This is a genomic window from Pandoraea sp. E26, assembly GCF_000681415.1.
In the GTDB taxonomy this organism is placed as follows: Bacteria; Pseudomonadota; Gammaproteobacteria; order Burkholderiales; family Burkholderiaceae; genus Pandoraea; species Pandoraea pnomenusa.
In genome coordinates this window covers 518334-543239 of sequence record NZ_AYXJ01000002.1, presented here as the reverse complement: position 1 = coordinate 543239, position 24906 = coordinate 518334, and the positions used below count along the sequence as shown (strand labels likewise).

Annotated in this window: 31 protein-coding genes and 2 pseudogenes; 11 read left to right on the top strand and 22 right to left on the bottom strand. The window is 63.0% G+C overall.

Translation table 11 applies throughout. The annotated features are described in order from the left end of the window. Positions 1–190: hypothetical protein (locus W930_RS30720; RefSeq protein ID WP_235195476.1), on the bottom strand; the 190-nt coding region annotated here is incomplete at its 3' end. Positions 191–392: 202 nt separating this feature from the next. Here W930_RS30720 and W930_RS25815 point away from each other — a divergent pair. The 3 genes and pseudogenes from W930_RS25815 to W930_RS25810 all read left to right on the top strand — a co-directional run. Further along, positions 393–917, top strand: a complete 525-nt coding sequence (locus tag W930_RS25815) for a GNAT family N-acetyltransferase (RefSeq protein ID WP_023874064.1) — start codon at positions 393–395, stop codon at positions 915–917. A gap of 315 nt (positions 918–1232) precedes the next feature. After that, entirely contained in the window at positions 1233–1436 is a 204-nt protein-coding gene (locus W930_RS0102695; protein ID WP_023596404.1) for a cold-shock protein, read from the top strand. Between the two features lie 142 nt (positions 1437–1578). Then, a pseudogene (locus W930_RS25810) lies at positions 1579–1800 on the top strand (glutathione S-transferase family protein); the annotation flags it as partial. A 36-nt stretch (positions 1801–1836) separates the two neighbouring features. Here W930_RS25810 and W930_RS0102685 read toward each other — a convergent pair. Next, positions 1837–3035, bottom strand: a protein-coding gene (locus W930_RS0102685; RefSeq protein ID WP_162835264.1) for an IS3 family transposase whose coding sequence is annotated in 2 segments (ribosomal slippage) — positions 1837–2720 and positions 2720–3035 — 1200 coding nt in all. Because the reading frame shifts where the segments join, the coding sequence is not laid out codon by codon here. Between the two features lie 94 nt (positions 3036–3129). Between W930_RS0102685 and W930_RS25805 the strand changes: the two are divergent. Then, positions 3130–3909: pseudogene (locus W930_RS25805) on the top strand (glutathione-dependent reductase); the annotation flags it as partial. Positions 3910–4069: 160 nt separating this feature from the next. Here W930_RS25805 and purT read toward each other — a convergent pair. Together purT and W930_RS0102665 are read right to left on the bottom strand one after the other, a co-directional pair. Continuing rightward, positions 4070–5272, bottom strand: coding sequence for a formate-dependent phosphoribosylglycinamide formyltransferase (gene purT, locus W930_RS0102670; RefSeq protein ID WP_023874059.1), 1203 nt, complete (start codon positions 5270–5272; stop codon positions 4070–4072). 193 nt (positions 5273–5465) lie between these two features. Continuing rightward, entirely contained in the window at positions 5466–6146 is a 681-nt protein-coding gene (locus W930_RS0102665; protein ID WP_023874058.1) for a TetR/AcrR family transcriptional regulator, read from the bottom strand. 126 nt (positions 6147–6272) lie between these two features. On the opposite strand from W930_RS0102665, the gene W930_RS25800 reads away from it, so the two are divergent. From W930_RS25800 to W930_RS25785, 4 genes are all read left to right on the top strand, one after another. Beyond that, complete coding sequence (locus tag W930_RS25800) at positions 6273–7187, top strand: SDR family oxidoreductase (RefSeq protein ID WP_023874057.1); 915 nt, start codon at positions 6273–6275, stop codon at positions 7185–7187. Between the two features lie 32 nt (positions 7188–7219). Further along, positions 7220–8845, top strand: a complete 1626-nt coding sequence (locus tag W930_RS25795; RefSeq protein WP_023874056.1) for an NAD(P)/FAD-dependent oxidoreductase — start codon at positions 7220–7222, stop codon at positions 8843–8845. Between the two features lie 101 nt (positions 8846–8946). After that, the gene (locus W930_RS25790; RefSeq protein ID WP_023874055.1) at positions 8947–9963 is read left to right on the top strand and encodes an alpha/beta fold hydrolase; all 1017 of its coding nucleotides are present in this window, start codon (positions 8947–8949) and stop codon (positions 9961–9963) included. A gap of 106 nt (positions 9964–10069) precedes the next feature. Then, a complete protein-coding gene (locus W930_RS25785) occupies positions 10070–11755 on the top strand; it encodes an MBL fold metallo-hydrolase (protein WP_023596411.1) in 1686 nt (561 codons plus the stop codon). A gap of 12 nt (positions 11756–11767) precedes the next feature. Here the strand turns inward: W930_RS25785 and W930_RS0102640 are convergent, their stop codons facing one another. After that, positions 11768–12022 carry a hypothetical protein gene (locus tag W930_RS0102640; protein ID WP_023596412.1) on the bottom strand — a complete coding sequence of 85 codons (255 nt, stop codon included), beginning with the start codon at positions 12020–12022 and terminating at the stop codon, positions 11768–11770. A 74-nt stretch (positions 12023–12096) separates the two neighbouring features. Continuing rightward, positions 12097–12369: a hypothetical protein gene (locus tag W930_RS0102635; protein WP_023874054.1), complete on the bottom strand. Its 273-nt coding sequence runs from the start codon at positions 12367–12369 to the stop codon at positions 12097–12099. 617 nt (positions 12370–12986) lie between these two features. On the opposite strand from W930_RS0102635, the gene W930_RS0102630 reads away from it, so the two are divergent. Beyond that, positions 12987–13526, top strand: a complete 540-nt coding sequence (locus W930_RS0102630) for a hypothetical protein (RefSeq protein ID WP_235195475.1) — start codon at positions 12987–12989, stop codon at positions 13524–13526. A gap of 43 nt (positions 13527–13569) precedes the next feature. On the opposite strand, the gene W930_RS25780 is transcribed toward W930_RS0102630, so the two are convergent. The 4 genes from W930_RS25780 to W930_RS0102605 all read right to left on the bottom strand — a co-directional run bounded on the left by W930_RS25780 (position 13570) and on the right by W930_RS0102605 (position 17617). Beyond that, positions 13570–14220, bottom strand: a complete 651-nt coding sequence (locus W930_RS25780) for a cyclopropane-fatty-acyl-phospholipid synthase family protein (RefSeq protein WP_023874053.1) — start codon at positions 14218–14220, stop codon at positions 13570–13572. Between the two features lie 377 nt (positions 14221–14597). Further along, positions 14598–15044 carry a carboxymuconolactone decarboxylase family protein gene (locus W930_RS0102620; RefSeq protein ID WP_023874052.1) on the bottom strand — a complete coding sequence of 149 codons (447 nt, stop codon included), beginning with the start codon at positions 15042–15044 and terminating at the stop codon, positions 14598–14600. An 886-nt stretch (positions 15045–15930) separates the two neighbouring features. Then, positions 15931–17037: an ImmA/IrrE family metallo-endopeptidase gene (locus tag W930_RS0102610; RefSeq protein WP_023874051.1), complete on the bottom strand. Its 1107-nt coding sequence runs from the start codon at positions 17035–17037 to the stop codon at positions 15931–15933. After that, entirely contained in the window at positions 16991–17617 is a 627-nt protein-coding gene (locus W930_RS0102605) for a hypothetical protein (protein ID WP_145929454.1), read from the bottom strand. Before W930_RS0102605 ends, W930_RS0102610 begins: the two co-directional genes overlap by 47 nt. A gap of 309 nt (positions 17618–17926) precedes the next feature. On the opposite strand from W930_RS0102605, the gene W930_RS0102600 reads away from it, so the two are divergent. Both W930_RS0102600 and W930_RS0102595 read left to right on the top strand, forming a co-directional pair. Next, the gene (locus tag W930_RS0102600) at positions 17927–18184 is read left to right on the top strand and encodes a hypothetical protein (RefSeq protein ID WP_023874049.1); all 258 of its coding nucleotides are present in this window, start codon (positions 17927–17929) and stop codon (positions 18182–18184) included. A gap of 15 nt (positions 18185–18199) precedes the next feature. After that, the gene (locus tag W930_RS0102595) at positions 18200–18499 is read left to right on the top strand and encodes a hypothetical protein (RefSeq protein ID WP_023874047.1); all 300 of its coding nucleotides are present in this window, start codon (positions 18200–18202) and stop codon (positions 18497–18499) included. A gap of 56 nt (positions 18500–18555) precedes the next feature. Here W930_RS0102595 and W930_RS0102590 read toward each other — a convergent pair whose 3' ends face one another. The 12 genes from W930_RS0102590 to W930_RS0102535 all read right to left on the bottom strand — a co-directional run bounded on the left by W930_RS0102590 (position 18556) and on the right by W930_RS0102535 (position 24906). Further along, the gene (locus W930_RS0102590) at positions 18556–18939 is read right to left on the bottom strand and encodes a DUF1353 domain-containing protein (RefSeq protein WP_023874045.1); all 384 of its coding nucleotides are present in this window, start codon (positions 18937–18939) and stop codon (positions 18556–18558) included. Beyond that, a complete protein-coding gene (locus tag W930_RS28995; protein ID WP_023874043.1) occupies positions 18936–19364 on the bottom strand; it encodes a hypothetical protein in 429 nt (142 codons plus the stop codon). The genes W930_RS0102590 and W930_RS28995 overlap by 4 nt, the downstream gene beginning before the upstream one ends. 10 nt (positions 19365–19374) lie before the next feature. Beyond that, entirely contained in the window at positions 19375–19680 is a 306-nt protein-coding gene (locus W930_RS0102580) for a hypothetical protein (protein WP_023874042.1), read from the bottom strand. A gap of 5 nt (positions 19681–19685) precedes the next feature. Next, positions 19686–19883, bottom strand: a complete 198-nt coding sequence (locus tag W930_RS0102575) for a hypothetical protein (RefSeq protein WP_023874041.1) — start codon at positions 19881–19883, stop codon at positions 19686–19688. Next, positions 19880–20392, bottom strand: a complete 513-nt coding sequence (locus W930_RS0102570; protein ID WP_023874040.1) for a hypothetical protein — start codon at positions 20390–20392, stop codon at positions 19880–19882. Before W930_RS0102570 ends, W930_RS0102575 begins: the two co-directional genes overlap by 4 nt. 4 nt (positions 20393–20396) lie before the next feature. Beyond that, entirely contained in the window at positions 20397–20693 is a 297-nt protein-coding gene (locus W930_RS0102565; RefSeq protein WP_023874039.1) for a phage holin family protein, read from the bottom strand. A 14-nt stretch (positions 20694–20707) separates the two neighbouring features. After that, positions 20708–21238, bottom strand: a complete 531-nt coding sequence (locus tag W930_RS0102560) for a glycoside hydrolase family protein (RefSeq protein ID WP_023874038.1) — start codon at positions 21236–21238, stop codon at positions 20708–20710. An 80-nt stretch (positions 21239–21318) separates the two neighbouring features. Then, complete coding sequence (locus W930_RS30370) at positions 21319–21480, bottom strand: hypothetical protein (RefSeq protein WP_023874037.1); 162 nt, start codon at positions 21478–21480, stop codon at positions 21319–21321. Positions 21481–21492: 12 nt separating this feature from the next. After that, the gene (locus W930_RS28990) at positions 21493–22656 is read right to left on the bottom strand and encodes a hypothetical protein (protein ID WP_023874036.1); all 1164 of its coding nucleotides are present in this window, start codon (positions 22654–22656) and stop codon (positions 21493–21495) included. Positions 22657–22716: 60 nt separating this feature from the next. Then, a complete protein-coding gene (locus tag W930_RS0102545; RefSeq protein WP_023874034.1) occupies positions 22717–23379 on the bottom strand; it encodes a DUF2612 domain-containing protein in 663 nt (220 codons plus the stop codon). A gap of 1 nt (position 23380) precedes the next feature. Then, positions 23381–24562: a baseplate J/gp47 family protein gene (locus tag W930_RS0102540; protein ID WP_023874032.1), complete on the bottom strand. Its 1182-nt coding sequence runs from the start codon at positions 24560–24562 to the stop codon at positions 23381–23383. After that, entirely contained in the window at positions 24559–24906 is a 348-nt protein-coding gene (locus W930_RS0102535) for a hypothetical protein (protein WP_023874031.1), read from the bottom strand. Before W930_RS0102535 ends, W930_RS0102540 begins: the two co-directional genes overlap by 4 nt.

The window sequence follows — 24906 nt, the reverse complement described above, 5'->3', positions numbered from 1 at the left end:
CATGCGCCGCTGCCTCCGCCCGCCACGCCAAAGTCCACACCGCAGCACAGGTCGCGACCGACGATCGCCGGTCGTCGCCACGCTCACGCTCGCTCGCGTATGAGGCAGCCATCGCTTGCAGTACGCCTCGGGACGACGTAACCGCGCTATAGTGGTTGGCGCAGGACGGCAGACGTTCAGACGTCGTCATGCTCCCCATTCGCTCGGACCGCATAACGCGGTGACACCTCCATGACACGCCGGCATGTCGGCGCACACGTTGCGCCTACGCCACAAGACATGCGCCCGGAATCCTTTTCCGGCGCGGTCTTCTGGGTCTCGTTTTTCTGCATCCCAGGTTCTCAACTCAATCGATGCGCTTCCCGCCAAGCAGGAATGCGAGGTACGGCGGCATGACGACGACTCGCATTCTGGGTGCGACGATGCAGGACGTCGCCGACATTGCCGCGCTGCATGCCAGCAGTTGGTACGCCACATACGCACATGCGCTTCCCGCTGAATCTATGCGCATGCAGCTGCAACAGGAACACGCTGCGTTGTGGCGCGAGCGGCTACTGCGTGCCGATGACCCCGCGTTGCGTATATGGAAAGCCTGTCCCGATACCGACAACGGACCGTTGGCGGGCTTCGTGTGCGCTCTGTCGGGCACGGACGGCATCCTGCTCGACAACCTTCACGTGGCGGCCGCCTGGCAGGGACAAGGCATCGGCCGCGCCCTTTTCCACCGTGTGTGGGACTGGGCGTTTGCGCTCGATCCGCACACCTCGCTGTATTTGTGGGTCCTGGCGGGAAACGTGCGAGCGCGCCGCTTCTACGAGCGGCTCGGCGGCATCGCCGGTCCGGTACACCAGATTGCGGTGTCGCCTGGTATCGAAGTCCCGGCGTTACGCTATGTATGGCTTGCGGAGATGCCATAACTACCCCTCACAGATATGAGAGGATCGGTAAGTGACCCGGCCGGTCGTCCGTTAATGGAACACGCATGTCGCATCGCAGCGAAAGCGGTAGGGAAACTGGCTGGAAACTGGCGTGGATCAACAATCCAAAAGTTTCCCTGCTTGACACCTTCCAGCCTTTCCCGTAAAAAAACGGGTGCATGAACGTTGTATGGCGAGTCTTGTGTTCATCTAATGTCGCCCTCTGCGTCACCTCGGTTGTACCTGATCAGCTTTAATGTCATGCGCTCGCTGAGCTTCTCGCTCGCTCATTTGAAAACTTTAAGGATTTAAGAAATGGCAACTGGTACCGTCAAGTGGTTCAACGACGCCAAGGGTTTTGGTTTTATTACGCCGGACGAAGGTGGTGAAGATCTCTTCGCCCACTTCTCGGAAATCCAGGCAAAGGGCTTCAAGTCGCTGCAGGAAAACCAGAAGGTCAGCTTCGAAGTGAAGGATGGTCCGAAGGGTCGCCAAGCCAGCCAGATCACGCCGCTGTAAGCGACGCATTCGCTGCCGATCGCGCAAGCGGTCGATGCGACTCGGGCAACGCGTCAACGCCTGCCCGAACCGAAAACCCCGCTCATGCGGGGTTTTTTCGTTATTGCAGGTATGCTGAACGTTTCCGTCAGGAGGTGATGCGATGGGTTTGTTGATCGACGGCGAGTGGCACACCGATTGGTATGACACCCGCGCCACCGGCGGCCGCTTCGAGCGCCGCCCCGCGACGTTCCGTCATTGGGTGACGCCCGACGGCGCTCCCGGCCCCAGCGGCGACGGCGGCTTCGCCGCGCGGCGTGGCCGCTACCTGCTTTACGTGAGTTACGCCTGCCCCTGGGCGCACCGCACGCTCATCATGCGTGCTGGAGTTGCCCCTGTAACTCAGGACACGTGGACACCGTTAGGTTGATGACGCCGCTGCTCGCCTGAACTCGCGAGGCGAGCGGTATTTCAGGGCTTTGTGCGGGTGGCGCTCATTGTAATGTTCAAACGCAATGGCCAGACGCGAGAGCGCCGTTGGCGCGTCGGGCTTGTCCATATAGGCGACGTAATTGTGCTTCATGGTCTTCACGAACGATTCAGCCATGCCATTGCTCTGCGGCGAACGTACGGGCGTGGTCAGCGGCTCCAGGCCCAGCTCGCGCGCGAAGCTGCGCGTGCGATGGTCGATGTAGGCCGAGCCGTTGTCCGTCAGCCATTCGATGGCCTGCGCCGTCTGCGTGGTGCCGAAGCGCTGCTCGACGGCCGCCAGCATCACGTCGCGCACCACGTCGCAGCTATGCCCGCCGGTCGTAGCAGCCCAGCTAATCGCTTCCCGGTCACAGCAATCCAGCGCGAACGTCACGCGCAGCGGCGTGCCATCGTCGCACCGGAACTCGAAGCCGTCCGAGCACCAGCGGGTATTGCTCCTATCCACGGCCACGCGACCGTCGTGCCGCCGCTTGTCTCGCCGCACGCCGGGACGACGCAGCAACAAATGGTGCTCACGCATGACCCGATACACGCGCTTGTGGTTGATGCACGGTGCGCCGACCATCTCGCGACTGCGGCGCAGCAGCGCCCAGATGCGCCGGTAGCCGTAGGTTGGCAGATGCGCCACGTGGCCATGGATTTCCTCGACCAGTTCCGTGTCGTCGGTGGGCTTGGCACGGCGACCGTCTTGCCAGTCAGACGAACGAGCCTGCTTCACTGCCACAACAGAGCGCGCCACGCCGAGAACTTCGCAGACCGTTTTCAATGGTCGTCCCCCGGCAGCAAGGGCGAGCGCGCAATCAGGTTTTTTGAACGGCCCCATTCCACGGCTTCCTTCAGGATTTCGACTTCCATTGTCTTTTTCCCGAGCAGCCGTTGCAGCTCCTTGATTTCCTTGATGGCTGCAGCCAACTCCGATGCGGGCACTACGGTTTCTCCCGCTTTCACCGCCGCCAGACTGCCTTCCTGGTATTGCTTGCGCCAGCCGAACACTTGGTTCGGGTTCACGCCGTGCCGCCGGGCCACGGCTGACACCGATGCTCCCGGTGCCAGCGTCTCCTGCACGATGGCGATTTTTTCCTGCGCCGTGCGCCGCCGACGGCGCTCCGGCTCGGTCAGAATTTCGATGGGTTCCACGTAATGACTAGGCTTACTGATAGGCACAAGACTATCCGTTATTTTAAGAGAGTCCTTGTGTCCTCAGATACGTGGGGCCGCTCCACGTGCCCTGAAAGGCCTTCAGGACATGGTGCCTGTCGCGGTCGTCAACTGGCTGATGCTCGACGACGGCTGGACCTTCAAGCCCGGGCCGAACGTGACCGGCGATCCCGTAGGCGACGCCGCGTTCCTGCGCGACGTCTATCTTGCCGCCGACAGGCGCTTCACCGGCCGCGTGACCGTGCCGGTACTCTGGGACACCGAACGACGTACCATCGTGAGCAACGAGTCGTCCGAGATCCTGCGCATGTTCAACAGCGCGTTCGACGGACTCGGCGCAATCCCCGGCGACTACTATCCGCTGGCCCAGCGCGAGGAGATCGACGCGCTGAACACGCGTATCTACGACACGGTCAACAACGGCGTGTACAAGGCCGGATTTGCGACCACCCAGGCGGCCTACGAGGAAGCCGTCACGCCGCTGTTCGACACTCTCGACATGCTCGACGCGCGTCTGGCCACCCGCCGATTTCTCACCGGCGAGCGCATGACCGAAGCGGACATCCGACTCTTCACCACACTGATTCGCTTCGACGCCGTCTACGTCGGTCACTTCAAGTGCAACGTGCGGCGCATCGTCGACTATCCGAACCTGTACGCCTATACGCGCGACATCTATCAGCAACCCGGCGTTGCCGCGACGGTGAATTTCCAGCACATCAAGGGGCATTACTACGAGAGCCACCGCACGATCAATCCGACCGGCATCGAACCGCTCGGCCCACGACTGGATTTCGACACCCCGCACGGTCGAGGGCAGATGATCACGCTGCAGCAGCCCTGAGACGTGGCACCACTCCATCGTTGTTCGGCAAATGGCGGAACGAAGCCCTTGCGACGTGGCGAATCAACGCGATGGTGAAACGACAAAGCGGGCGTGGTGGGCCGATGCCCACCACGCCCGCTTTGTTCCTGCGCTCGAACGTCGCTGCCGCGCGGAAGCGTCAGACCGCGCGCGGCTTGACCCGGCTGGCCGCCTCGACGGCATGACTGCGCGCCACGTCGAGATTGTCGTCATACGCGAGCGCCACGCCCATGCGGCGCTTGACGAAGCTCTCCGGCTTGCCGAAGAGGCGAATGTCCGTGCGCGGCACCTGCAGGGCGCGCTCGACGTCGTCGAACACAATGCCCTTCGCGTCCACGCCGCCGTAGATCACGGCGCTCGCACCCGGCGTTTTGAGCGTGGTGTCGACGGGCAGGCCCAGAATCGCGCGCGCATGCAACTCGAACTCGTTCTGCCATTGCGTGATCATCGTGACCATGCCGGTGTCGTGCGGACGCGGGCTCACTTCGCTGAACCACACCTCGTCGCCCTTCACGAACAGTTCCACACCGAAGATGCCCTGTCCGCCAAGATTGTTCGTGACCTCGCGTGCAATGTGCCGCGCACGCTCGAGCGCCACGGACGACATCGGGTGCGGCTGCCAGCTCTCGACATAATCGCCGCTCACCTGCTTGTGGCCGATCGGCGCGCAGAAGTGCGTTTCGACCTGTGCATCCATGCCCCGGGCCCGCACCGTCAGCAGCGTGATTTCGTAGTCGAAATCGATGAAGCCCTCCACGATGATGCGGCCGTGGCTCACACGGCCGCCGGCCATCGCGTAATCCCAGGCCGCCTTGACATCGGCGGGGCCGTCGATCTTGCTCTGCCCCTTGCCGGAGCTGCTCATCACCGGCTTGACGATGCACGGATAGCCGATGCCGCCATCGATGGCCGCCTGCAACTGTTCGAGCGAATCACAGAACTGGTACGGGCTCGTCGGCAGGCCGAGCGTTTCGGCGGCCAGGCGGCGGATGCCTTCGCGATCCATCGTCAGGCGTGCGGCGCGCGCCGTCGGGATCACGCGCACCACGCCGTCGGCCTCGAACGCTTCGAGCATCGGCGTGGCAATCGCCTCGATCTCGGGCACGACCAGGTCGGGCTTTTCCGCCTCGATCAACGCCTTGAGCTGCTCCGGGTCGGTCATCGCAATGGTGCGCGAATGATGTGCGACCTGCTGACCCGGCGCGTTTTCGTAGCGATCGACGGCAATCGTCTCGACGCCCAGTCGCTGCAGCGCGATCAACACTTCGCGGCCAAGTTCGCCAGCGCCCAACAGCATGACTTTCGTCGCGCTCGGCGACAACGGGGTTCCGATAGTGGTCATGTCCGACCTTTGAAGAGTGAGAAATTCGGGGCGGCGACGCACGCGGGCGTCGCTCGCAAAAAGCGTATTGTAGCGAGCATGCGTGGCCGTGCGTTCGTATGCGCTCGCGCAGAGCCGGACATTGGCGAAGCGCGCGGCGACGACACGCCCGGTGAGACGATGTCGCCGCCAGCACCACGCGGCAGCCGCGGCATCACTCGGACGCGCCGAGGGCACCGCGCAGCACGCGGCGGCACGCCGCCACCATGCAGGCTTCGCTGTCCTGGTAGCCCATGAGCACCCACGCGATGCCCGCGTTGGTCATGGCGCCCACGAGTGCGAGGCCGACGATGCGCGCCTGCGCCTGCGCCGCCTCGTCCGAAGGCGGCGGCGCCACCGCCATGCCGAGAATCAGCCGGGCGAATTCGAAGATGTAGCGTTGATAGGTCAGATCGGTCTCGGCACTCACGCCCATGACTTCGAGCAACACCACCCGGGCCGCATGCGGTTGCCGCAGGAACGCAAAGAAGGCGCGCAGACCGGCGTCGAGCCGTGCATCGAGCGTCGGCGCGCTCGCGGCCCCCGCCGTCCGCAAGTGCGTGAGCAGGGCTTGCGCGTGGTGTGCGTACGTCGCCCGCAACAGATGCTCCATGTTTTCGAACGCCGCATAGAAGTACCGGTCGTTGAGCTTCGCCAGCCGACATACCGAACGTACCGTCGCACGACGAAACCCCACGGTGCCGAAGACTTCCGTCGCCGCGTCGATCAGCGCGGCGCGGCGCGCCTGTTCCCGCTGCGCCTGCGCCACGCCGCCATAGCGCCGCCCTCCGGCCTTGACCGGACGCGGCGCAACGTCCCCCGATTCGAGTCCTTGTTCCATTTCGCTATTTGACATCACCCTGACCGAAAACTAAAGTGGTGACACACAACACCAAATTATAGACCCCACGGTCGATACTTCCCGGGCGCGACCGCGCGGGGATCAGCGGCACACCGGGTTGCCCCGACAGGAGACGGCACGATGAAGACGTTCGCGGACAAGGTCGCGGCCATTACCGGCGCCGGTTCCGGCATGGGGCGCTCGCTGGCGCTGGCACTGGCGCGTCACGGCGCGCATCTCGCCCTGTCCGACATCGACGAGGCCGGTCTCGCGGCCACCGTCGCCGCTTGCCGGGACTTCGGCGTACGCGTGACATCGCAACGGCTCGACGTGGCCGAGCGCGACGCGGTCTTCGCCTGGGCTGCGCGGAGTGCGGCGGCGCACGGCAAAATTCATCTGCTCTTCAACAACGCCGGGGTCTCATTGTCCGTTCCGGTGGCCACGGCCAGGCTCGAGGACATCGAGTGGCTGATGAACATCAACTTCTGGGGCGTGGTGCACGGCACGCAAGCGTTTCTCCCCTATCTCACGGCATCCGGCGAAGGTCATCTCGTGAACACGTCGAGTCTGTTCGGTATCATCGCGATGCCCACGCAGTCGGCCTATAACGCGAGCAAATTCGCGGTGCGCGGATTTACCGAGGCGCTGCGCATGGAGCTCGACCTCATGCACTCCCCTGTGTCCTGCACATGCGTGCATCCCGGGGGAGTTGCCACCAACATCGTGCAAACCTCCCGAATCGACGACAGCATTGCCGCCCTTACCGGCCTCGATGCACAAACGCACCGCCGACGTGCGAACCGTCTGATCGACGTGACGAGTGCCGATGCGGCGGCCAACCAGATCCTCGCAGGGGTGCGGCGCAACGCCCGGCGCGTGCTCGTGGGCGCCGACGCCCGCCGCGTCGACAAGCTCGCGCGCCTGCTCGGCGCCGGCTATCAGGCTGTCGTCGTGTGGCTGTACCGCCGCACCGCAATGTCGCGCACCTCGCGCCTCCCGCACGAGCACCCCACCGCGGGGACGGACGCGACAACCCGCTCCACGGCGGCAGAATAACGCCATCCCCCCGATGGCCGGAGACCCCTTTCATGACGGCACACCGCACCGCCTCCGAGACGCCCGACACAGCGCCGACCGCACTCGACGTCATCGTCGTCGGCGCGGGCTTGTCGGGCATTGCCGCCGCGCACTACCTGCGCGAGCGCTGCCCCGGCACCCGTTTCGCCATGCTCGAAGCCCGCGCGTCGCTGGGCGGCACCTGGGATCTCTTTCGCTACCCGGGCGTGCGCTCGGATTCCGACATGTTCACGCTGGGCTTCAGCTTCCGGCCGTGGGCGAGCCATCAGGCCATTGCCGACGGCGGCAATATTCTCGACTACCTCAAGGACACCGCGCACGCCGAAGGACTCGACGGACTGATTCGCTACGGTCACAAAGTTCGCGAAGCGCGTTGGGACTCGGACATCGCGCGCTGGACGGTGGATGTCGAGCGCACACACGCCGACGGCCGCAGGGATTCGCAAACGCTCACCTGTCGCTTCCTTTTCATGTGCAGCGGGTACTACGCATACGACGCCGGACATGCGCCCACTTGGCCGGGCATGGAGACGTTCGCGGGGCGGGTGGTGCATCCGCAGCACTGGCCCGCCGGGCTCGACTATCGCGACAAGCGCGTCGTGATCATCGGCAGCGGCGCCACGGCCGTCACACTGCTGCCCAGCCTGGCCGTCACGGCGGCGCACGTCACCATGCTGCAGCGCTCGCCGAGTTACATCCTGTCGATGCCCCAGCGCGACGGGGTGGCCGACCGCCTTCGCGCCTGGCTGCCCGCCGGGGTCGCACACCGTATCGTTCGCATGAAGAACGTGCTGGTCACGCTGGCCTTCTACAACGCCGCGCGACGGTGGCCGAACGCCGTTCGCCGGGTGTTGATCCGGCGTGCGGCGCAACAGGTTCAGGGCCATGCCGACGTGGCCCGCGATCTCACCCCGCGCTACAACCCGTGGGACCAGCGGCTTTGCCTCGCGCCGAACGGAGACATCTTCAAGGCGCTGCGCGGCGAACGCGCCGCCATCGTGACCGACGAGATCGCGTCGTTCACGCCGCGCGGGCTCATGCTCAAGAGCGGCAAGACGCTCGACGCCGATATTGTCGTCACGGCCACGGGGTTGCGCGTGCAACTGATGGGCGGTGCGCGCCTGCTCGTCGACGGCAAACCCGTGGTGCTGTCCGAATCGGTCGCCTACAAGGGCATGATGTACAGCGACGTGCCAAATCTCGCGTCGATCTTCGGCTACACCAACGCCTCGTGGACGCTCAAGGCCGAACTCATCGCGCAGTACGTGTGCCGTCTCATCAATCACATGAACGCGTTGGGCGCGGATACGTGCGTGCCGCGTCTGCGCGACGGCGAGCATGCGGCACTGCCCGCCATCGGCCTCACCTCGGGCTACATCCAGCGCGCCGCCGGCGTACTGCCGAAGCAAGGCGGACGCAGGCCCTGGGTGTTCTATCAGAGCTATCTGCGCGACCTGAGACTCATGCGGTGGGGGCGCCTCGAGGACGGCGCGATGCAGTTCGAACGTCGCGCCACGCGAGCGGTCGAACGGGACGGATCGAAGGCTTCGGGGCCGGACGTGTCGAATGTGCCGGACGCATCAAACGTGTCCGATGCACCGACGGCGTGCCGCGAAGCCGGGGCGGTGTCGCGATAGCGCGCGCCCCGCCGCGCACTGCCCCAGCGAGCCCGGCGCCGCACGCCGACGATGCGGATTGACGAACGCTCTCCCCTCTCTTTTACGGCTGCCACCACATCATGCTTATCGCTTACCTTCTTGCCTGCCTCGTCCTCGTGACTGCCGTCGTCGTGCTGGTGCTCATGCGCCTGACACGCCGCGTGGCGCGTCGCGCGCAAGCGGCGATTCCGCCGGACGGCAAATTCCTGGAGATCGACGGCGAGCGTTTGCATTATGTGGATTTCGGCCATGGCCCGGCCGTCGTGTTCATTCATGGCCTGTGCGGCCAATTGCGCAACTTCGCCTATCTGCCGCTCGACGCACTCGCGCGCACCCATCGGGTGATCCTCGTGGACCGCCCAGGCTCCGGATACTCGACCCGTTCGCAACCTGACGACGCCGCGATCGCGACGCAGGCCGGCGTCGTGGCCCAACTGATCGACAGACTCTCGCTCGACCGGCCGCTGGTCGTGGGCCACTCGCTGGGCGGCGCGATTGCGCTCGCGCTGGCGCTCGACCATCCGGAACGCGTGGGTGCGCTCGCGCTGATCGCGCCGCTCACGCAGCCGGTACACGACGTGCCGGGGCCGTTCCGGGCGCTCGCGATTCGTAGCGCCTGGTGGCGCCGCTGCGTTGCCCACACGCTGGCCGTTCCCATGGGCATGCTGACGGGACGCGCGACGCTCGCGCACGTCTTCGCGCCGGAAGACCCGCCCGGCGACTTTCTCATTCGGGGCGGCGGCGTGCTCGGCTTCCGGCCGGGCAACTTCGAAGCGAGCAGCGGTGACCTGCTTGCAGCCGAGCGCGACATGCCCGGCCTGGCCGCGCGCTACAACGCGCTGGCGGTTCCGGTCGACATTCTCTACGGCCGTCAGGACCGCATTCTCGACGCCCGAGTGCATGGGGAGTCGATGCCGTCGATCCAACCCCGTGTGCGGCTCTCGCTGGTGGATGGCGGACACATGCTGCCCGTGACGCAACCTGAAATGACGATGCAGTGGCTCCTGGACGTGGCGGCGCGCAACCCATCGGCGACGTACTACGGCGTACGCAACGCACCGACCGTCTCGACGCATGCAGCCAACGACGCGGCTTGAGCGCCGCTTGTCGGCCACATTCCGGGAGAGTGCTGCCTGCGGTGGCGCGCATCCGGTGGCACACTAGGGACTTCCCGACTTCGCACGCCGCGCCGCGGCTCGCCCCATGCCCGATCATCCCGAAGCTTCTTCGGCCCCGTCCAGCCTTCGCCTGGCGGCCAGCCTCGTGGTGCTGCGCGAACGCGCGAGCGGCATGGAGGTGCTATTGCTGCGACGCGCCGTTCGCGCCAACGATCACAGCTCCGATGCGTACGTCTTTCCCGGCGGGGTCGTCGATGCCGGCGACCGGCGCGCCCACCTCACCTGCCCCCGGCTCGACGACGCCACGGCAAGCCGGCGACTGAAAGTGCCGCAGGGCGGTCTCGATTACTTCATCGGTGCGATCCGCGAGTGTTTCGAGGAGACGGGCGTGCTGTTTGCAGACGACCTCTCGGGTGCGCCGATCGACGGCGCACGGTTGGCGGCCATGCGGGCACAACGCGACGCCCTGCACGACGGCAAGATCGACATCGCATCGCTGTGCCGCGCGTTCGACGTCCATCTCGCGGTGCAGCGGTTGCAGTATCTGAGCCATTGGGTCACGCCGCTGAACCTGCCCAAGCGTTTCGATACGCGTTTTTTCCTGGCATCGGTTCCCGAGGGCCAGAACGTCGAGGTCGATGCGCTCGAGACCGTTGCACACCGGTGGATGCGTCCAGCCTACGCGCTCACGTATGCCGATCAGCTGCGATTGCTGCCGCCCACGCGCAAACTGCTCGAATGGCTCACTCGCATGAAGACGGTCGACGAAGCGATGTCGGCTGCCGCGGCGTTGGACCACGTGCCACGCATCCAGCCGCGCCTCGCGCTGGGCAAACGCGGGCGGTGGCCCGTCGCGCCCGACGATCCGGCATGGGCCGAGTTGGTGCTCACCGATCCGCAGGACACCGCCACCGGCAGTTACGAAATCGTGCCGGGCCGCGTGACGGCACTGATACCTGGCGTGCTGCGGGTGACCGCGGCCAATCCCGGGATGATGACCGGCCCCGGCACGAACACGTATCTGGTGGGCGGTGGGCCGGAGAATGCATGGGCGGTGATCGATCCGGGCCCCGACGATCCCATGCACATCGATGCGATCCTGGCGGCGGCGCCCGGCCCCATCCGGCAGATTTTCGTCACGCACACGCATCGCGATCACTCACCCGCCGCCCGAGCGCTGAAGCAGACGACCGGTGCACTGACCTACGGCATGCGCGCCCTGCATGACGACGGGCAGGACACGTCATTCGATCCGGACGTCGCGCTCGCGGACGGGGATGCCGTCACATTGCCCGATGGCCGGATCCTGCAGGCGATACATACGCCCGGTCATGCCGCCAATCATCTCTGTTACGCGCTTGACGGGGCGGGCCTCGTCTTCACGGGCGATCACGTCATGCAAGGCTCGACCGTCGTCATCAATCCGCCGGACGGTCACATGGCGACCTATCTCGCCTCGCTCGCCAAGCTCGCGGCACGGGCGCCGGCATGGCTGGCGCCGGGGCATGGCTTCGTGATGGATCGTCCGGCGCAGCGCATCGCACGGCTCGTCGACCATCGGCTTGCGCGCGAGGCCCGCACGGTCGACGCGCTTGCGCAACTCGGTGCGACGACGCTCGACGCGCTCACGCCGGTGGTGTATCGCGACGTGCCCGTGGGACGTCATGGGGTTGCACGCCGCTCGCTGCGCGCCCATCTCGACAAGCTGCGGGAAGACGGTCGGGTGCGCTTATCGGCGGATGGCGAATGGCAGCTGACGGGCGACGGCTGACCGTGGCGGCGATCAGGCGTCGCCTTCGCCGTCGCCGAGCAGTTCGTCGACAATGCGCTCGCCGGCCTTGCGCCCGGCCATTTCGGCGTCCTGGCGGTTGTCGCGATGCCCGTCCGGCGAGCGCACCTCCGGGCCTTCCGGTTTGCCGTGACGGATCACCTGCACCCGATAGTCCCAGGGTCCGGCGTATTCGTTCTGGAACGCGTGTACGCGAATCTGATAGCCCGCGCGATAGTCATAGACCTGCTCATGCGATGCGTAGCTCATGACGGACTCCGGTGGCGATGAGGACGGAATGCGGAAATGATGCCGGGGTGGCGGATATGTGGGACGAGATGCGCTCAGGCAACGTCGACGACGATCGGCTCGACGCTGGCGCCGCCCAGGATGGTGCGCGCAGCGCGCTGCACGATCTCCTCCTCGAGTGCTTCGAATCGCTCGAAGAGTGCCTGGTCGCCTGCCTGCGCGTCGGTAGCATCGGCGGCGTTGGCCAGACGATTGAGCGAGGCGCGGGCGATGTGGCAGGTCCAGACCTTGCCGTCGACGTTGACATTGAAGCGCACGAACTCGCCCCCGGGGACCAGTCCGATGCCACCATGCAGAAAGGGATCCATAGCTGTCTCCGCGGGGTTCTGGAATTCGAAAACGTCCGGCTCGTCGAAAAATCGTAGCACGTTCGAATTCGATGGGTGACATCCAGCGCGACGTCGACAGCGCGGCCAGGGCGGCGCGCCCATGAAAAAAGACCCGCCTGAGGGAGGCGGGTCTAAAAGCCGGGATGCATGGGGCACCATGGCAACCCCGGGAAGACAGGGTCATGTGAACATGACGAGTCCATTATGGACGGGCAAATCCGCTGTGGCGCCGACCGGCGTACGCGGAATTAGACGTAGATCAAGGTTTGTGAATTTGCCGACCCTGGGCCGCCCTCGACGCGGGCGGAACCGTTTATCTCGGGCAGCCGGCAGGTGCGGCAACGGCTCGGAGGGTGCGCCAAAAGTGCCCGCCTGCACCGGTCGCCGCCGCACTTGCCGGCGGAAGCCACCGATCGTGCCGGGCCTGCCGGGCCTGCCTGACTTGCCGGAATTCGGTCGCACCGGTTGATACGGACGGTCCATATGGGCGATCATGCCCTCCTCGGCCCTGCGATCCGGCAAGCGGCGCGATGCGAAGACGGCGCCATGGCGTTTACGGTTGCCGAACGCCCAGCGACATTGCGTCTCGCGATGAGATGCGCAGGCTTCAGGGCGTGCGGCCTGCGTCGCGGCTGTCGCGAGAGACAACAATATTCGACGAGTCTGATAACAACGGGGAATCTGGCATGAAAGCGAAACTCGCGCTGTTGCTGGCGTTGCTGTGCACATCCTTCGGGGCCGACGCCGCCGGTGAATTCACACTCTCATATTTTGGCGACGGCAAGCCAGTGGATTTGCCGACATTGGTCAGCGACCTCATCACACCGGAATACGTGAAGCGCTTTCCCGCGAACCAGTACGAGATCGTCCTGATTTACCACTGCACGCCGGTCTCGGCCCGGGGAGACATCGCATGCACGGCCACGTCCGGGGTGTCCCCGAAGATCAATGCAGCGGGCCGGACGGGTGGACTCGTGCCCCTGGTGCGCTTCAACACGGCGGCGATTGCGCCGAAGGGCGCGTCGGTGAGCGACATCGACGAAATCCGAAGCAAGGTGATCAGGGAAAGCATTCGCGCCATGATGGCGGATCTGCCCGCCGCCCCCAAGCCCCGAACCGACCGCCCTCGGATGTAAGCGGATTGCGTTGAGCGCGGCGACGCTGTGTTCCCCTGCGAAGTCAAGCGGCGACGGGTTCGCCATGAGGCTGTGCAATCGGCTTGGTCGCCACCATGGCGCAGTGAGTGTAGGGAATCCAGGTTCGGTGGCGAACCCGGCACTCTGCCGCCGGGAAATGCGATGAGAACAAGGCCTGATAGCCCAGTGCGTCTCGGACGTTCTGGCCTCGATCCTTGCTCACCAGATATCGCGCGATGGCGGATTGTTGGGTGTCGTAGCAGGGATCGAGCGTAACGAGTCGACCGCCGGGGCGAAGCGCGTCGCGTGCAAGCGCAATGAATTCCGATGCGTCTTCGTCGTTCAAATGGTGCAGCAAGCCCACAGCCAGCACAATGTCCGCGGGCTGGATCCTGTTCGCATCGTCCCTGGTAAAGAGACGACAGTGAAATCGCCCTCGGCCTGCGTGACGCTGCTGCGCGGCAGCGATGTACCCGGGACTGATGTCGAACCCTTCGTAATCGACCTCGGGAAGAAACGGCAGTATCTCGGCGGTCCCACACCCTATGTCGAGAATCCGCTGGCCCGGCACGGGCCGCACGAATTCGGCGACAAAGTCACGCCGACCTCGCTTGGCGCCCAGTGCATTCTGAACGAAATCGTAAACTGCTGGCGAAGAGAGAATCGCACGAATGCCGGTGGTGATCTGGGCCATCGATGAATGACGCGCTGCGGGCAAGAAAATGTTCCGCGATTCTATCAGCCAGGATCTTCCTGGAGACATGACGCCTCAATATTTGGCGATGCGACCGCGCGCGGCGTCATCCGCGAACACGGCAAATGCCGCGTGCCGCGGCGGCCCGGAGAGTCCCGCCTGCCGGGGCTTCAAATTTGCCAGAAATCGCCACTTCTCGACGCTAGGTTTTTTCGGGGAGGGCGGAGGTCATCCGGTATCTCCCCCCGCTCTTCCACATCAGGTTGCAACTGTTTGATGCATCTTAGGCGAACTCTGCAGCAATGCACCGTGACCCATCGTTTTCGGGCACAGTGCGGATTCTGCCGAACGCGTCGCCGTCAGTTGCTTCCGCGAACTCACATTTTGGCGGCGACAGGTAGTCGGAACGGGGCGCCAAGACGGTTGAAAGCGTTCATCGCGGCAATCGTTATCGTGAGATCGACGAGATCCTTCGGCGAGAACGCTGCCGAGACGTTCGCGTAGGCGTCATCCGAAGCATGGGTTTCGCTGACGCGAGTCACCTCTTCGGCCCAAGCCAAGGCGGCGCGCTCCTGATCGGAGAACAGGTGCGGGACTTCGTCCCACACCGGCACCAGCGTGACCTTGTCGATAGACATGGTCTTTCTAAGATCGCGACTGTGCATGTCGATGCAATGGGCACATCCGTTGATCTGTGAAACACGGAGGAACACAAGATGAATGAGTTCCTCGGGCAGGTCAGTGCTTTTGGTCACATAGTGATAGATACCGAAAAGCGCCTTTGCGCCGTCCGGGGCGATCTCGCTCCAGTTCAAGCGTGTCATTCTGGTCCTCTGCCATTTGGCCATGAAATAACGTCTCTTGCGTCGCGGGCGCGGTTGGCTATTTCGCTTTAGCGCCTGACTCATGACGTAAGGCGATGTTATTCGTTCGAGATTGAGGACAACAGGCGCAAGAATTGACGAAATGACTGGGCCAAAGCCCACGCTTGCCATTGAGATGGACCGCAATGCGGCGGCACCCGTTGGCGAGCAGATTTACGCGCACAACTCGCCAGTCACCTGGCCATCAGTCGGGAAAAGACGGAAGGCGGACTCGAGCGCTCTCATGCGGCACACCGAGGACTTGGTGCCGTGAGACATCCGTCCGCTGCGATTTCCGCCAGGCTCAAAGCCGCGCCGCCGACTCATCGGATGTTGCCGCGCACGCGAACCCTGCGATGACGCGCAAACATCACGACCATCGACGAGTCAAGGGCGCACTAGCTAAAACGTGAGCGGGCAAATCTGAATGCTTTCTGGAAAATTTCCCGGATCGGGAAAGGGAGATGCGTGGAACGCTTTGAACAACAAGGGAATTTTGGGGTGACCGATGGGACTCGAACCCACGACGACTGGAATCACAATCCAGTCCCTCAACCCGATATTTTCATTTTGGATCATCAAGTTACGAAAAAAACTTCGGAATAAATACACATCGTCTGCCGACCATTTCATGCGGGTTTACAGGGATGCGTTCCGAATTTCGAGGCCTTAATTCACCGCCTTCGGCGCGGGTGCAGCACTTATTGATTTTGCGTCCGGCAGCGTCACGAACGACCGCGCCTCATCGATCGAGCGTGCGCAGCCCGTCATCTGGCCAAAGGTGGGGCGCACGCCGCTATCGGATGAGGAATGGTGGAGTAATCCACCGCGCCTCGTCGCATACAACTTACGGCGTCACCAATCGAAGCCCACGTTGCGAACGCAGTCCGTACATTTTTGCAAGTTCGTCGTGATACAAGTCGAGGCTTTGAACAAGGTCTTCATCCGTGTAACCCAGATGATCGGTGAGATTCTCAAGGAGCGCATCGAACACCGAAGACTTTTCGCGCGGAAAGTCTACAGCCGACGGCTCCTGGGTCCGATATCCCCTCGACGACATCTGCCGCCAAAGCCACTGCGCCTTTCCTCCATCAATTCGACCAAGCGTCGTCGCCCTAAAAATCAACGCAGCCATCGACACCTTCCAAAAAGGCTTCATTCCCATTGCCCGGTCCAACGTCAATCCGGAAAGCTGTGGACCGATGTCAGACGCTGGCATCAATAATTCCGACGCAAACGAGTCAGCCTCGTCTTCCATCGCGGGCGTTGGATACCGGTGCATGACCAGATGCCCAATTTCGTGAGCCAGCGAAAATCGAAGTCTATCTGCCGGGCGGTTTCTATTGAGAAAAATCAACGGCGGCAGATCCGGTATGCGGTAGCTTGCGCCATCGATGCCTGCATCCGGCATGTCACAGTACACCACGATGCATCCCGCGCGCTCAGCGTACTCGGTCAAATTACCAATCGGGCCGGACGGCGCATACCACGCACGCCGCACATTGCGGGCGACTTCTTGTGCGCCCCCGATCTCTTCCGGATCGTATTCAGGAAACGGAAGCTCCGGCTGAAAATCAGCGCTGTGAAGAAATGTACGGACATGCCCAATTCGAACGTTCAGGTCAGCAATAAGCCGCTCAATCGATCCTTTTGCAACCGATGCCTTCTTTCTAAAAAAAGGGTGAGCGCTCATCGGTGCGCCGTACACTCGCTCGGACCGGCAAAAGAAACTCGCCGGGCAACTCAAAGCATCAGCCAGACGCGCCACAACCGTACCGGTGGCAGGGCGTAACCCCTGCTCTAATTTAGACAATGTTCCTTGAGCCAAACCAGATCGTTCGGCCAACTCCGCTTGCGTTATACCCAGCATACGGCGTCGTAGGTTCAATAGATCAGGCCGGAAGCCGTCAACCTGCCCCTCCGCCTCCGTTACCAGACTTGCGTTGTTTCCCATCTTCGTTCTCCCCAATTCGCTTCGGCTTCAACAACCTCTTTGCAACAGCCCCATCACCGCCACCTTCCGGCGCGGGCGCGAACGGAATAACGCTCTGCACATCACTGTCACCCAACGTATCAATAGCCCAGACGATAGATTTCTTATGCCTGTGCACTACAGCTATTCGCCCGATATCCGTCTCATCCTTGTTTAGAATGTAGAGCAGTTCGCATCGGGCAACGCCGTCAAACAAATCTTGGTCCTGGTCGTGGAACGACGCCGTCGCACCAGTGTGAACATTGCTGGATTTAAGTTCGGACGACCCCTTCTTCAATCGCATGAAGAGGCGATCGTCAAACATCACGCCCCCCCAACTCCCATGCTCGAAATAACGGGCAGATCCCCCGCCATCAAACCGATCTTTCGCCAGAGACAGCGCATCGTTATGTACGATGTTTGCGCGCACCCTTCGGTGTTGCATTCTCGACGCTACAGGATTCACCAGCCACATACCCCAAGCGTCCCGAAAGAGCGCCTCCAACCTTGGAAGATGCGGATTCAGAATTTCCAGCGCGGACTCTTTGTTGATCATCGGCATGCAAGCACCATGATTTGACTTTGAGCCCGCAGAATAGCATGAACAACAAATTCAACGCAAAATTATTCAAAAAATATTCCAACATTGACTGTCGACGCAGATCGTAGCCGAGTTTTCCATCTCGCAACATAAATCCCCACGGACTTCCGGGGGATTTTCCCCTGCATCATCAATAGGTCGCCCCATCCCAGTGCGCCGCTTCGACGATAGGCGCTATTCCACTTCGCCAAAAAGCGCACCGATAACTGTTTTTTTATACAGTACTTCATGCTAGTTTACCTCCCTCGAAGTCACCCGAGAGAGGTCGCCATGCGAGACCCACACACCACCAGATTTATCGTCGTCCCGTTCCGCAAAGGGAAAGGCGACGATCTGCTTCCCGTTGAAGTACGGCCGGCCAGCACGAGCGCCGGCGCCGTGCGCGTCGCGCACTCAATGCGCGAGCGCCATGCTGGGGTAGCAGCCTACGAGGTTCTGCTTGACCCCGAGACGGGCGCCATGGAATCACCAAAGGTCCTATTCCAGCACGGCCGCGTGCCGATGCTCGATGAGTTCGCGTCGGCGTAGTGAGGGGATCGTGGTATGCCTCTCAATCCCCGCCCTTCCGACCTGACCATCGATCAGTTGCGCAGCCTGTGGCTTACGCACAAGGACCCTGTCCTGCGACGCGCGATTGAAGAAGTCGCGTATCGCCGCCTCGATGCTCAGCGGCGAGACAAGGTACTCGTGGAAGTGGAAAAGCTATACGCCATCATCCACGAGGCGTGGCGCGAGGAAGTCGGTGACACGCTCATCGCGCTCGAGTGCCTTCGTGCCCTGCTTTCGGATCAGCGACAACGCCGAGGCGAGTTGCCGGGCATCCCGGGGGCACCCAACCGGTAAAAGATAATTTTGGATATCATTTTTCAATTTTTGATAACCGCAATTATCTTTCTCTCTCATGAACCGTTCGACGCGGAAAGCGTCCAGTGCGACGCGCCGCCCAAGCGGACGCCCCAGTACATGAGCCAGCGGCGCCAGGCCGGCACGCACGTCACGGCCGACGCCTCGCGCAGCACGCGGTCGGCCACCGCCCGTGTCACAAGTTTTGTCGTATAGAGCCAGTCATGCACGGCGGCGGCCTCGTTCGAGGTTCCACCGGTGAGCCAGTAGACGACCGGCAGCCGCGGTACCGACGCGAGATCGGTGACGAAACCGCGCGGCACCGTGATCACCGCCCCCGCAACATCCGATTGATAGAGCAGGTCCGACACCAGCCGCCACCGGCCGTCGTCGCAGCCGGTGGCGTTCTCGATGACGAGGCGTGTCAGGAAGCGGCTCATTTCGCCGCGGTGCCAGTCGCTACATCTTGTGGCCACGCGGCGATCGCGGCCGCGAGCAAAATCTGCGCGGTCGTCACCCCCATCACGATTCGATCCTGATCCTGCACCGACAGCGGCGACGCCTTCACGACGGTGATGAGTGCAGGAAGACCTGCGCTCGCGAGCGTCTGAAGATTTACCGCATCGACGGTCGAGCCAGCTGCACAGACGGCGTTCACGACCGGCTGCGCCTCGGCGAGCGATTGCAGCGCGCCGTCGCTCATGCCGCTGACCTGCTGCAGCGAGGCAATCGCGACCTCGACCGGCGGGCAGACCCGGGCTGCGACTTGCGATGGCGAGGGGACGGACTGGGCTGTCGTCGAGCAGGCCGCGAGGGCGCACGAGAGCATGGCCGCGCACGCGGCCAACATGGCAAAACGCTTCATGGTGATTTCCTTACGGGGTGGAAAAATTGATGGCTGCGGCAGCCGCACTCGTCACGGCAGCCGAAATGCTGGAAGCAATGCCGCCGCCGGCGGTGATCGGCGCGCTGGCCGACACGCCGGTTTCAGAGAAATCGAGGGTGAAACCCTCGCTGGTATTGGTCACGCGAACGGTGACGGCGCCGACATCCTTGCTGCTCGAGACTGACGCCTCGCAGCAGATCAGCCGGCCGGCCGAGTCATAGAACGGCCGCACTTCGTATGAGGCGTTGCCCGCGCACGCGGCAAGAAGCAGCGCGCCCAGGCATGCGAAGGGCACCCGTATCACTGCGGCGTGCCGGGTGCGTCGGTGCTGCCACCCTGCCCCTTCGTGGCCGCCCCGGCGTGCACGGCACCAAGCGCCGCCAGCGCGGCACCGACCGCGGCGATGAAGCCGTCGGTGGGCGTCTTCCCGAACCAGGCGAACAATGCCCAGATGGCCAGCAAACCGCCGTAGCAAAGAACCTTCACGCGGATGGTCATTTCGTCGCTTCCTTATCGTGGTGGTGGATGATTTCCGTGGGTGTGAACTGGTAGCCCTCGACGGCGTACTTCTGCGCGACGAGCAACGGGAACGGCAGCATGTGAATGCCCTCGCCCTTCCCTGTGTGGTGCTCTTTACACAGCAGCATCCCGTTGACGGTCATGTCATCGACGAATCGATACGGGTCGAACGGCTGGGCGGCCAGAAAGCCATCCCAATCGAATGCCCGCGCGATCGGGCCCCACACGCCGGCGCGGCAGTCTTCGGCCAATCGCGGCCAGTCGATCATGTTTGCAGTGCTGCGCTCGATCGGATGGTGATGGGCCTCGAGCGGGTGCCCGCTGTCCTGCTCAGTGCCACCGCAGACGAAGCACCTGCCGCGCTCTCGCTCAATCAGCGCGGCCCGCGTGTGCGTGAACAACGGTGTGGTGACGCGCGGATCGTGGCCGGGCAGCAGCACGTCAACGGCGAGCGTCTCGCGTTCCTCATGGGTTTCGGTAACTGACATGGCATCACCCCCGATCGCCGCGCATGAAACCGCTGGCCCGGCGCTTGAGCTGCAGCTCGATGAACTGCGCGCCGACCGTGCCGAGCACACTGCCGATACCGAGCAGCGCCAGCGGCGGGATATCCGGAATCTGGATCAGCACCACGCCGGCGATCATCGATGCGCCGGCGCCCAAGATCGCGCGACCTATGATCAGTCGCCACGTCAAAACCTCGTCGCTCACGAGCAGTTTCCCGAGTCCCATAGCAGCTCCCAGCACCAGCAGGCCCAGAATCGTCCAGGCAGTCTTGTGGTCATCCATTGATGGTTCCCCGGTTACGGTGCAATGACGCCACCCGCACGCCGATAGGCGTCGAGCAGAGAGTCGAGCGTGTTTTCGTGTTGTCCGTAGCCCGCGCCCGGCAGGCTCGCCCATATGTTTCGGCACTTGGCAAAGGCCGCCGAGACCCGGCCGGCCAGAATGTCGGGCATGGCGCCCTGCTCGCGGATCTGGCGCAGCGCGATCAGATCCTGGCTGCGCGGCGAGAAGTCCGTAAGGCGCAGCAACGGCCGGTAGGCATCGAAGTACCGCGCGAGCAGTTGGTAGCGCCCCGCCGCGGTCGATTGCAGCGGCTTGCCGTTGATGATCCGCGGCGCGCCGTTCTTGTCTCGGATCGTGACGAGGATGCGCGGGTGATCCTGATAACTGGTAAAGATTGTCGGACGCTGCGGCGAGCCGCCGACGATGACGTTGTAGCCGTCGTCGGAATTGGCCAGCCCGACGGCGGTGTGCTCGCTGAACGCGATCGCATCCAGAAAGGCGAGCGCGTTCCTGCCGCCTGCTGAGGCAGCATCGATTCGTGGCATGTGGGCCCCAAAATGAAGAACCGCTCACTGGCGGCTCAGTTGACTTGACTGGGACGCCGGCGAATTGCCGACGTGCTTGATTACTGCTCGCTCACCGCCAGGGGCTCGTTCCCTTCTGCGACCCACAGAAGGTATTGCTGGTAGTCACGGTTTCCCGGATCGGCAGGGATCATCGCCCCATCTTCGGTGCGAAGAATTCGTTCGAACTGTTCGCCCTCGAGCCTTTGCGTCAATTGGTACATAGCCATCTTCCTTTAAAGCCGAGCGTCGGCAGTGTATGAACCGCCCACAGCAATGCTGTTGGAATTGCTCCACACGAAGCCATTGGGCGAGATCGCCGTCGCGATAGATCCGGTCTCGCTCGACGATGTACCGGACCCACCGGTGCGAGTTACCGTCGGCGTAACGCGCATCGGCGTGCCGAACTCGTTGGAAATGGCAAATTGCGAGGTAGTGCCAGTGTTCGTCAGGGAGACGCCAAACTGTCCGATGCGGAAGTACCGCTGGCAACGTACCCGCTCGTCTTGTACGTTGCGGAACTCGAACGGCGTGATCGTTGTGCCCTCCTCCAATTGCCATTCCGTGAACCAGAAGTTCTTCGCTGTCACCGCACCACAGGCAACTTGAATCTCGATTTCCAGGCCGTTCGAGCAGTCGCCGAGCGCAAGCCCAGTCGGCCACGGGGTGAAGAGCTGGCCAGCCCCCGACGGCACCGCCACCGCTGCGCTGGTGCCGATGACCGATGTCGAAGTGAAGTTGTCCGTGGCTGTGGGCTTGCGGATGATCGCGGTGTAGTTGACGTTCGACCCCACGTCGTGAAGCACCTTGATTTGAAATGCCGCCGTCTGATTCTTCAGCTTGACCGCATCTGCGGCTTCAACCCGGTAGCGCCACGACAATTGCCCGGCGCCGGTGAGCGTCACGCCGGAAAGCCGTAGCGCACAACCTGTGCGGCCCACCGATGCAGCGGTGTCCTGCACGGCCGTCCCAGCGGTAATAGCACCGCCAGATGCCCATGCGGACACCATGTCGACCTGAGTAAACTGTGCCGCCGTCGAAAGGTTTGGCGCAGCAGCTTGGGCAATCTGCGCACCACCGTTGACCAAGCGATTGCGGGACGCCGGCGAACCGACCGATCCGGTGCGCGCCGCAACAGAAACGGCAGTCAGAAGATTCTGTAAAAGCGTCGCAGTGGTGCCGTCGTCGACGGCTGAAGCGCCGGAATTGGCGACGATGAATTGCGCGAGCACAGCGGACATGATGCTGGACTGGCGCAAGACCTTGTTCACTTGCGCCGACTGGGCCACCCCGGAAGAGAATCCGTTGCTAAGGATGGACGTAAGAGCAGCATAGTCCGCTTGCGACAGTACATTCGCACCTGAGCCGCCCGCAAATAGCAGGAAGTCGTTAGATGGCATCTTGAGACCCGTATGTGGACTGCTCGCGAGTGCGAGCAAAGTGGAAAGGCGTGAAGGGATTTAAAGCGGCGTCGCCCACGCACCGGTGTCGAAGCCGGCGACGTAGTCATTGCCCATATCGAATCCGAAAAGCGGCGCGCCATCGGTCGAGGTGACCAGGTAATAGTTCACTCGCACGGACTGCGGTTTGATGGGGATGTAGCCGCCGGACAGCAGCGCGAGGAATAGCGCCGAAGGCACTCTCCCGGATATGCCGACCGTGATCGACATGTCCTGGTTGTCCTGGATGAAAACGCGCGTGTCGCCAGCAAAAATCTGGTCGAGAATCGACTTCGAGCCGACGAGCGTTCCGTCCCAATGATTCGCCCCAATCTTGGCGCGGATGATCAGACGGTATGTGTCGTCGTCCAGCGTCGTGACGCCTGTGTCGGGATCGAATGGCCCTTTCCATACGCCTTGGTCAAAACCGAGCCCTATGGTGTCGAACGAGAAATACACCCCGGAAAGCGGCGTAGCGACGTTGCGCGATACGCCTACCCACAACCCAACGTCGTCAAGCTGCTTTCCCACCGCGCTGTCGAGATCGAAACTTGCAGGCATGCTCGCGAGCGCGTTCTGTGCGTCGACGAAGCATTGTGCGACCGCGGCAACCATTGCCGTGAAGCGCGGCTTGTCCGCGTGCTCCGAGGTGATTTTCCCGGTGTAATCTGCGATGTCAGCCATATCAGACGGGAGTCATGGTTACGCTGGCGGGCGTGCACGTCGCTGCCTGATTGAACGCGAGCGGCACATCCGGCGTGCCGGCGCCGCCCGGGCCGTTCAGCGTCAGCGTTTTGATCTTGAATGTGTTCGCGCTTGGGACGCTCTTTGCCGCGGCAATGCACGCGTCCCATTCAACTGCGCCGGGCACACCACCACCGATCGCCACCGAGTTGATGTAATCGGAAATCGCCTGCTGGACGGACTGACCGATTGCGGTCGTGAACCCCGCGAGCGCGGTGAACTGGACCACGGCGGACACGGCTTGATTGGTCGGTCGGTAGAACCGGATGACGATCGGGCGGCCGTAGATGTCGTTGACCGTGATCGCAGTAGTGCCGGTTGTACCGCCGCCGGGCCCCTTCTTCGCGGCAATCGCATTTGCGATCGCAGTTGCGTCGCCGCCCTCCACCACCAACGCGATCGAGTGCGCTGGCAAGCCGTTGGCGTCCGTCTCATCCGTGTCGTTCTCGTACCCTGCGTAGCGCGTCACACCAGCAACGTTGGCGACGGCGCCGATGGTGCCCTCGAAAACGGTCAGCGACGGAATGGCGGTCGACGTCTTCTGGCGCGCTCGCAGCGCCGCGTCCATTTCAACCGGCGCGCCCGGCGCGGCATCGGCCGGATTGGTCACCGTCTGCCACCCAAGCGTGGGCGTCATGATCTTGACGATGGTGCCGGCGGGCGCCTCGATATCGCCGATCGTTGTGCAGGTCGCTGTAACGGTGATTTCCCCTTCGGGGGGGATGGTGACAGACGTGGGCAACGCCCAGTTGACCCTGTTGGTGTCCTGTACCAGACCGTTTGTGATCGTCGTGCCAGCCTGCCCGACGAGCAGCACGTCCGCCGTCGAATACGACGATTCATGACGGCGGATGCCGTTGATCTTTACGTTGCTCGACAGCGCAGCAAACTGCGCAGTCGCCGGGCTGAAACTGTTGTAAATGGCGATCGCGACACTGTTCCCGTCGTTGATCGCGGACGCGATGATCGCGAGGAACTGCCCGTCCTTGCTGTCCGGCTCGAGATAGGTATCGGCACCGTAAATGGCACGGTACTGCGTCTGCAGATAGTCGAGGACGTCGGCATACGCCGGCGCGTGAATCCCGGTCGCGTCGATAGTCGGCGCAGTGGTGGTGATGGTCACAGCGTTTCCTGTATCGTCGTCGATCCGTAGATCGTGTTGATCGTCGCGGTGACTGCGAGCGCGCGCGAATCAGCGTCGAACTCGCTCGAATAGTCCGTAATCTCGACGACGCCTTGCGTGCCCAGAACGCACTGCTTGATGGCGCTATCGGCAGTGGCCTGCGTGTTCTTGCCGAGCACCTGCTTCCAGGGCATGCCGGCCGTCTTATCGAGGAACCATTCGCCCTGGATCAAGCGCAGGCGTGTGGAAACGGCCTGCGCCACCGCCTCGGGACTATTCACAAGGAATGCAGCCGCCCCGCCGAGGACGTAATCGCCGTCAGCGTCTTCTTTTCGGTATCGCAT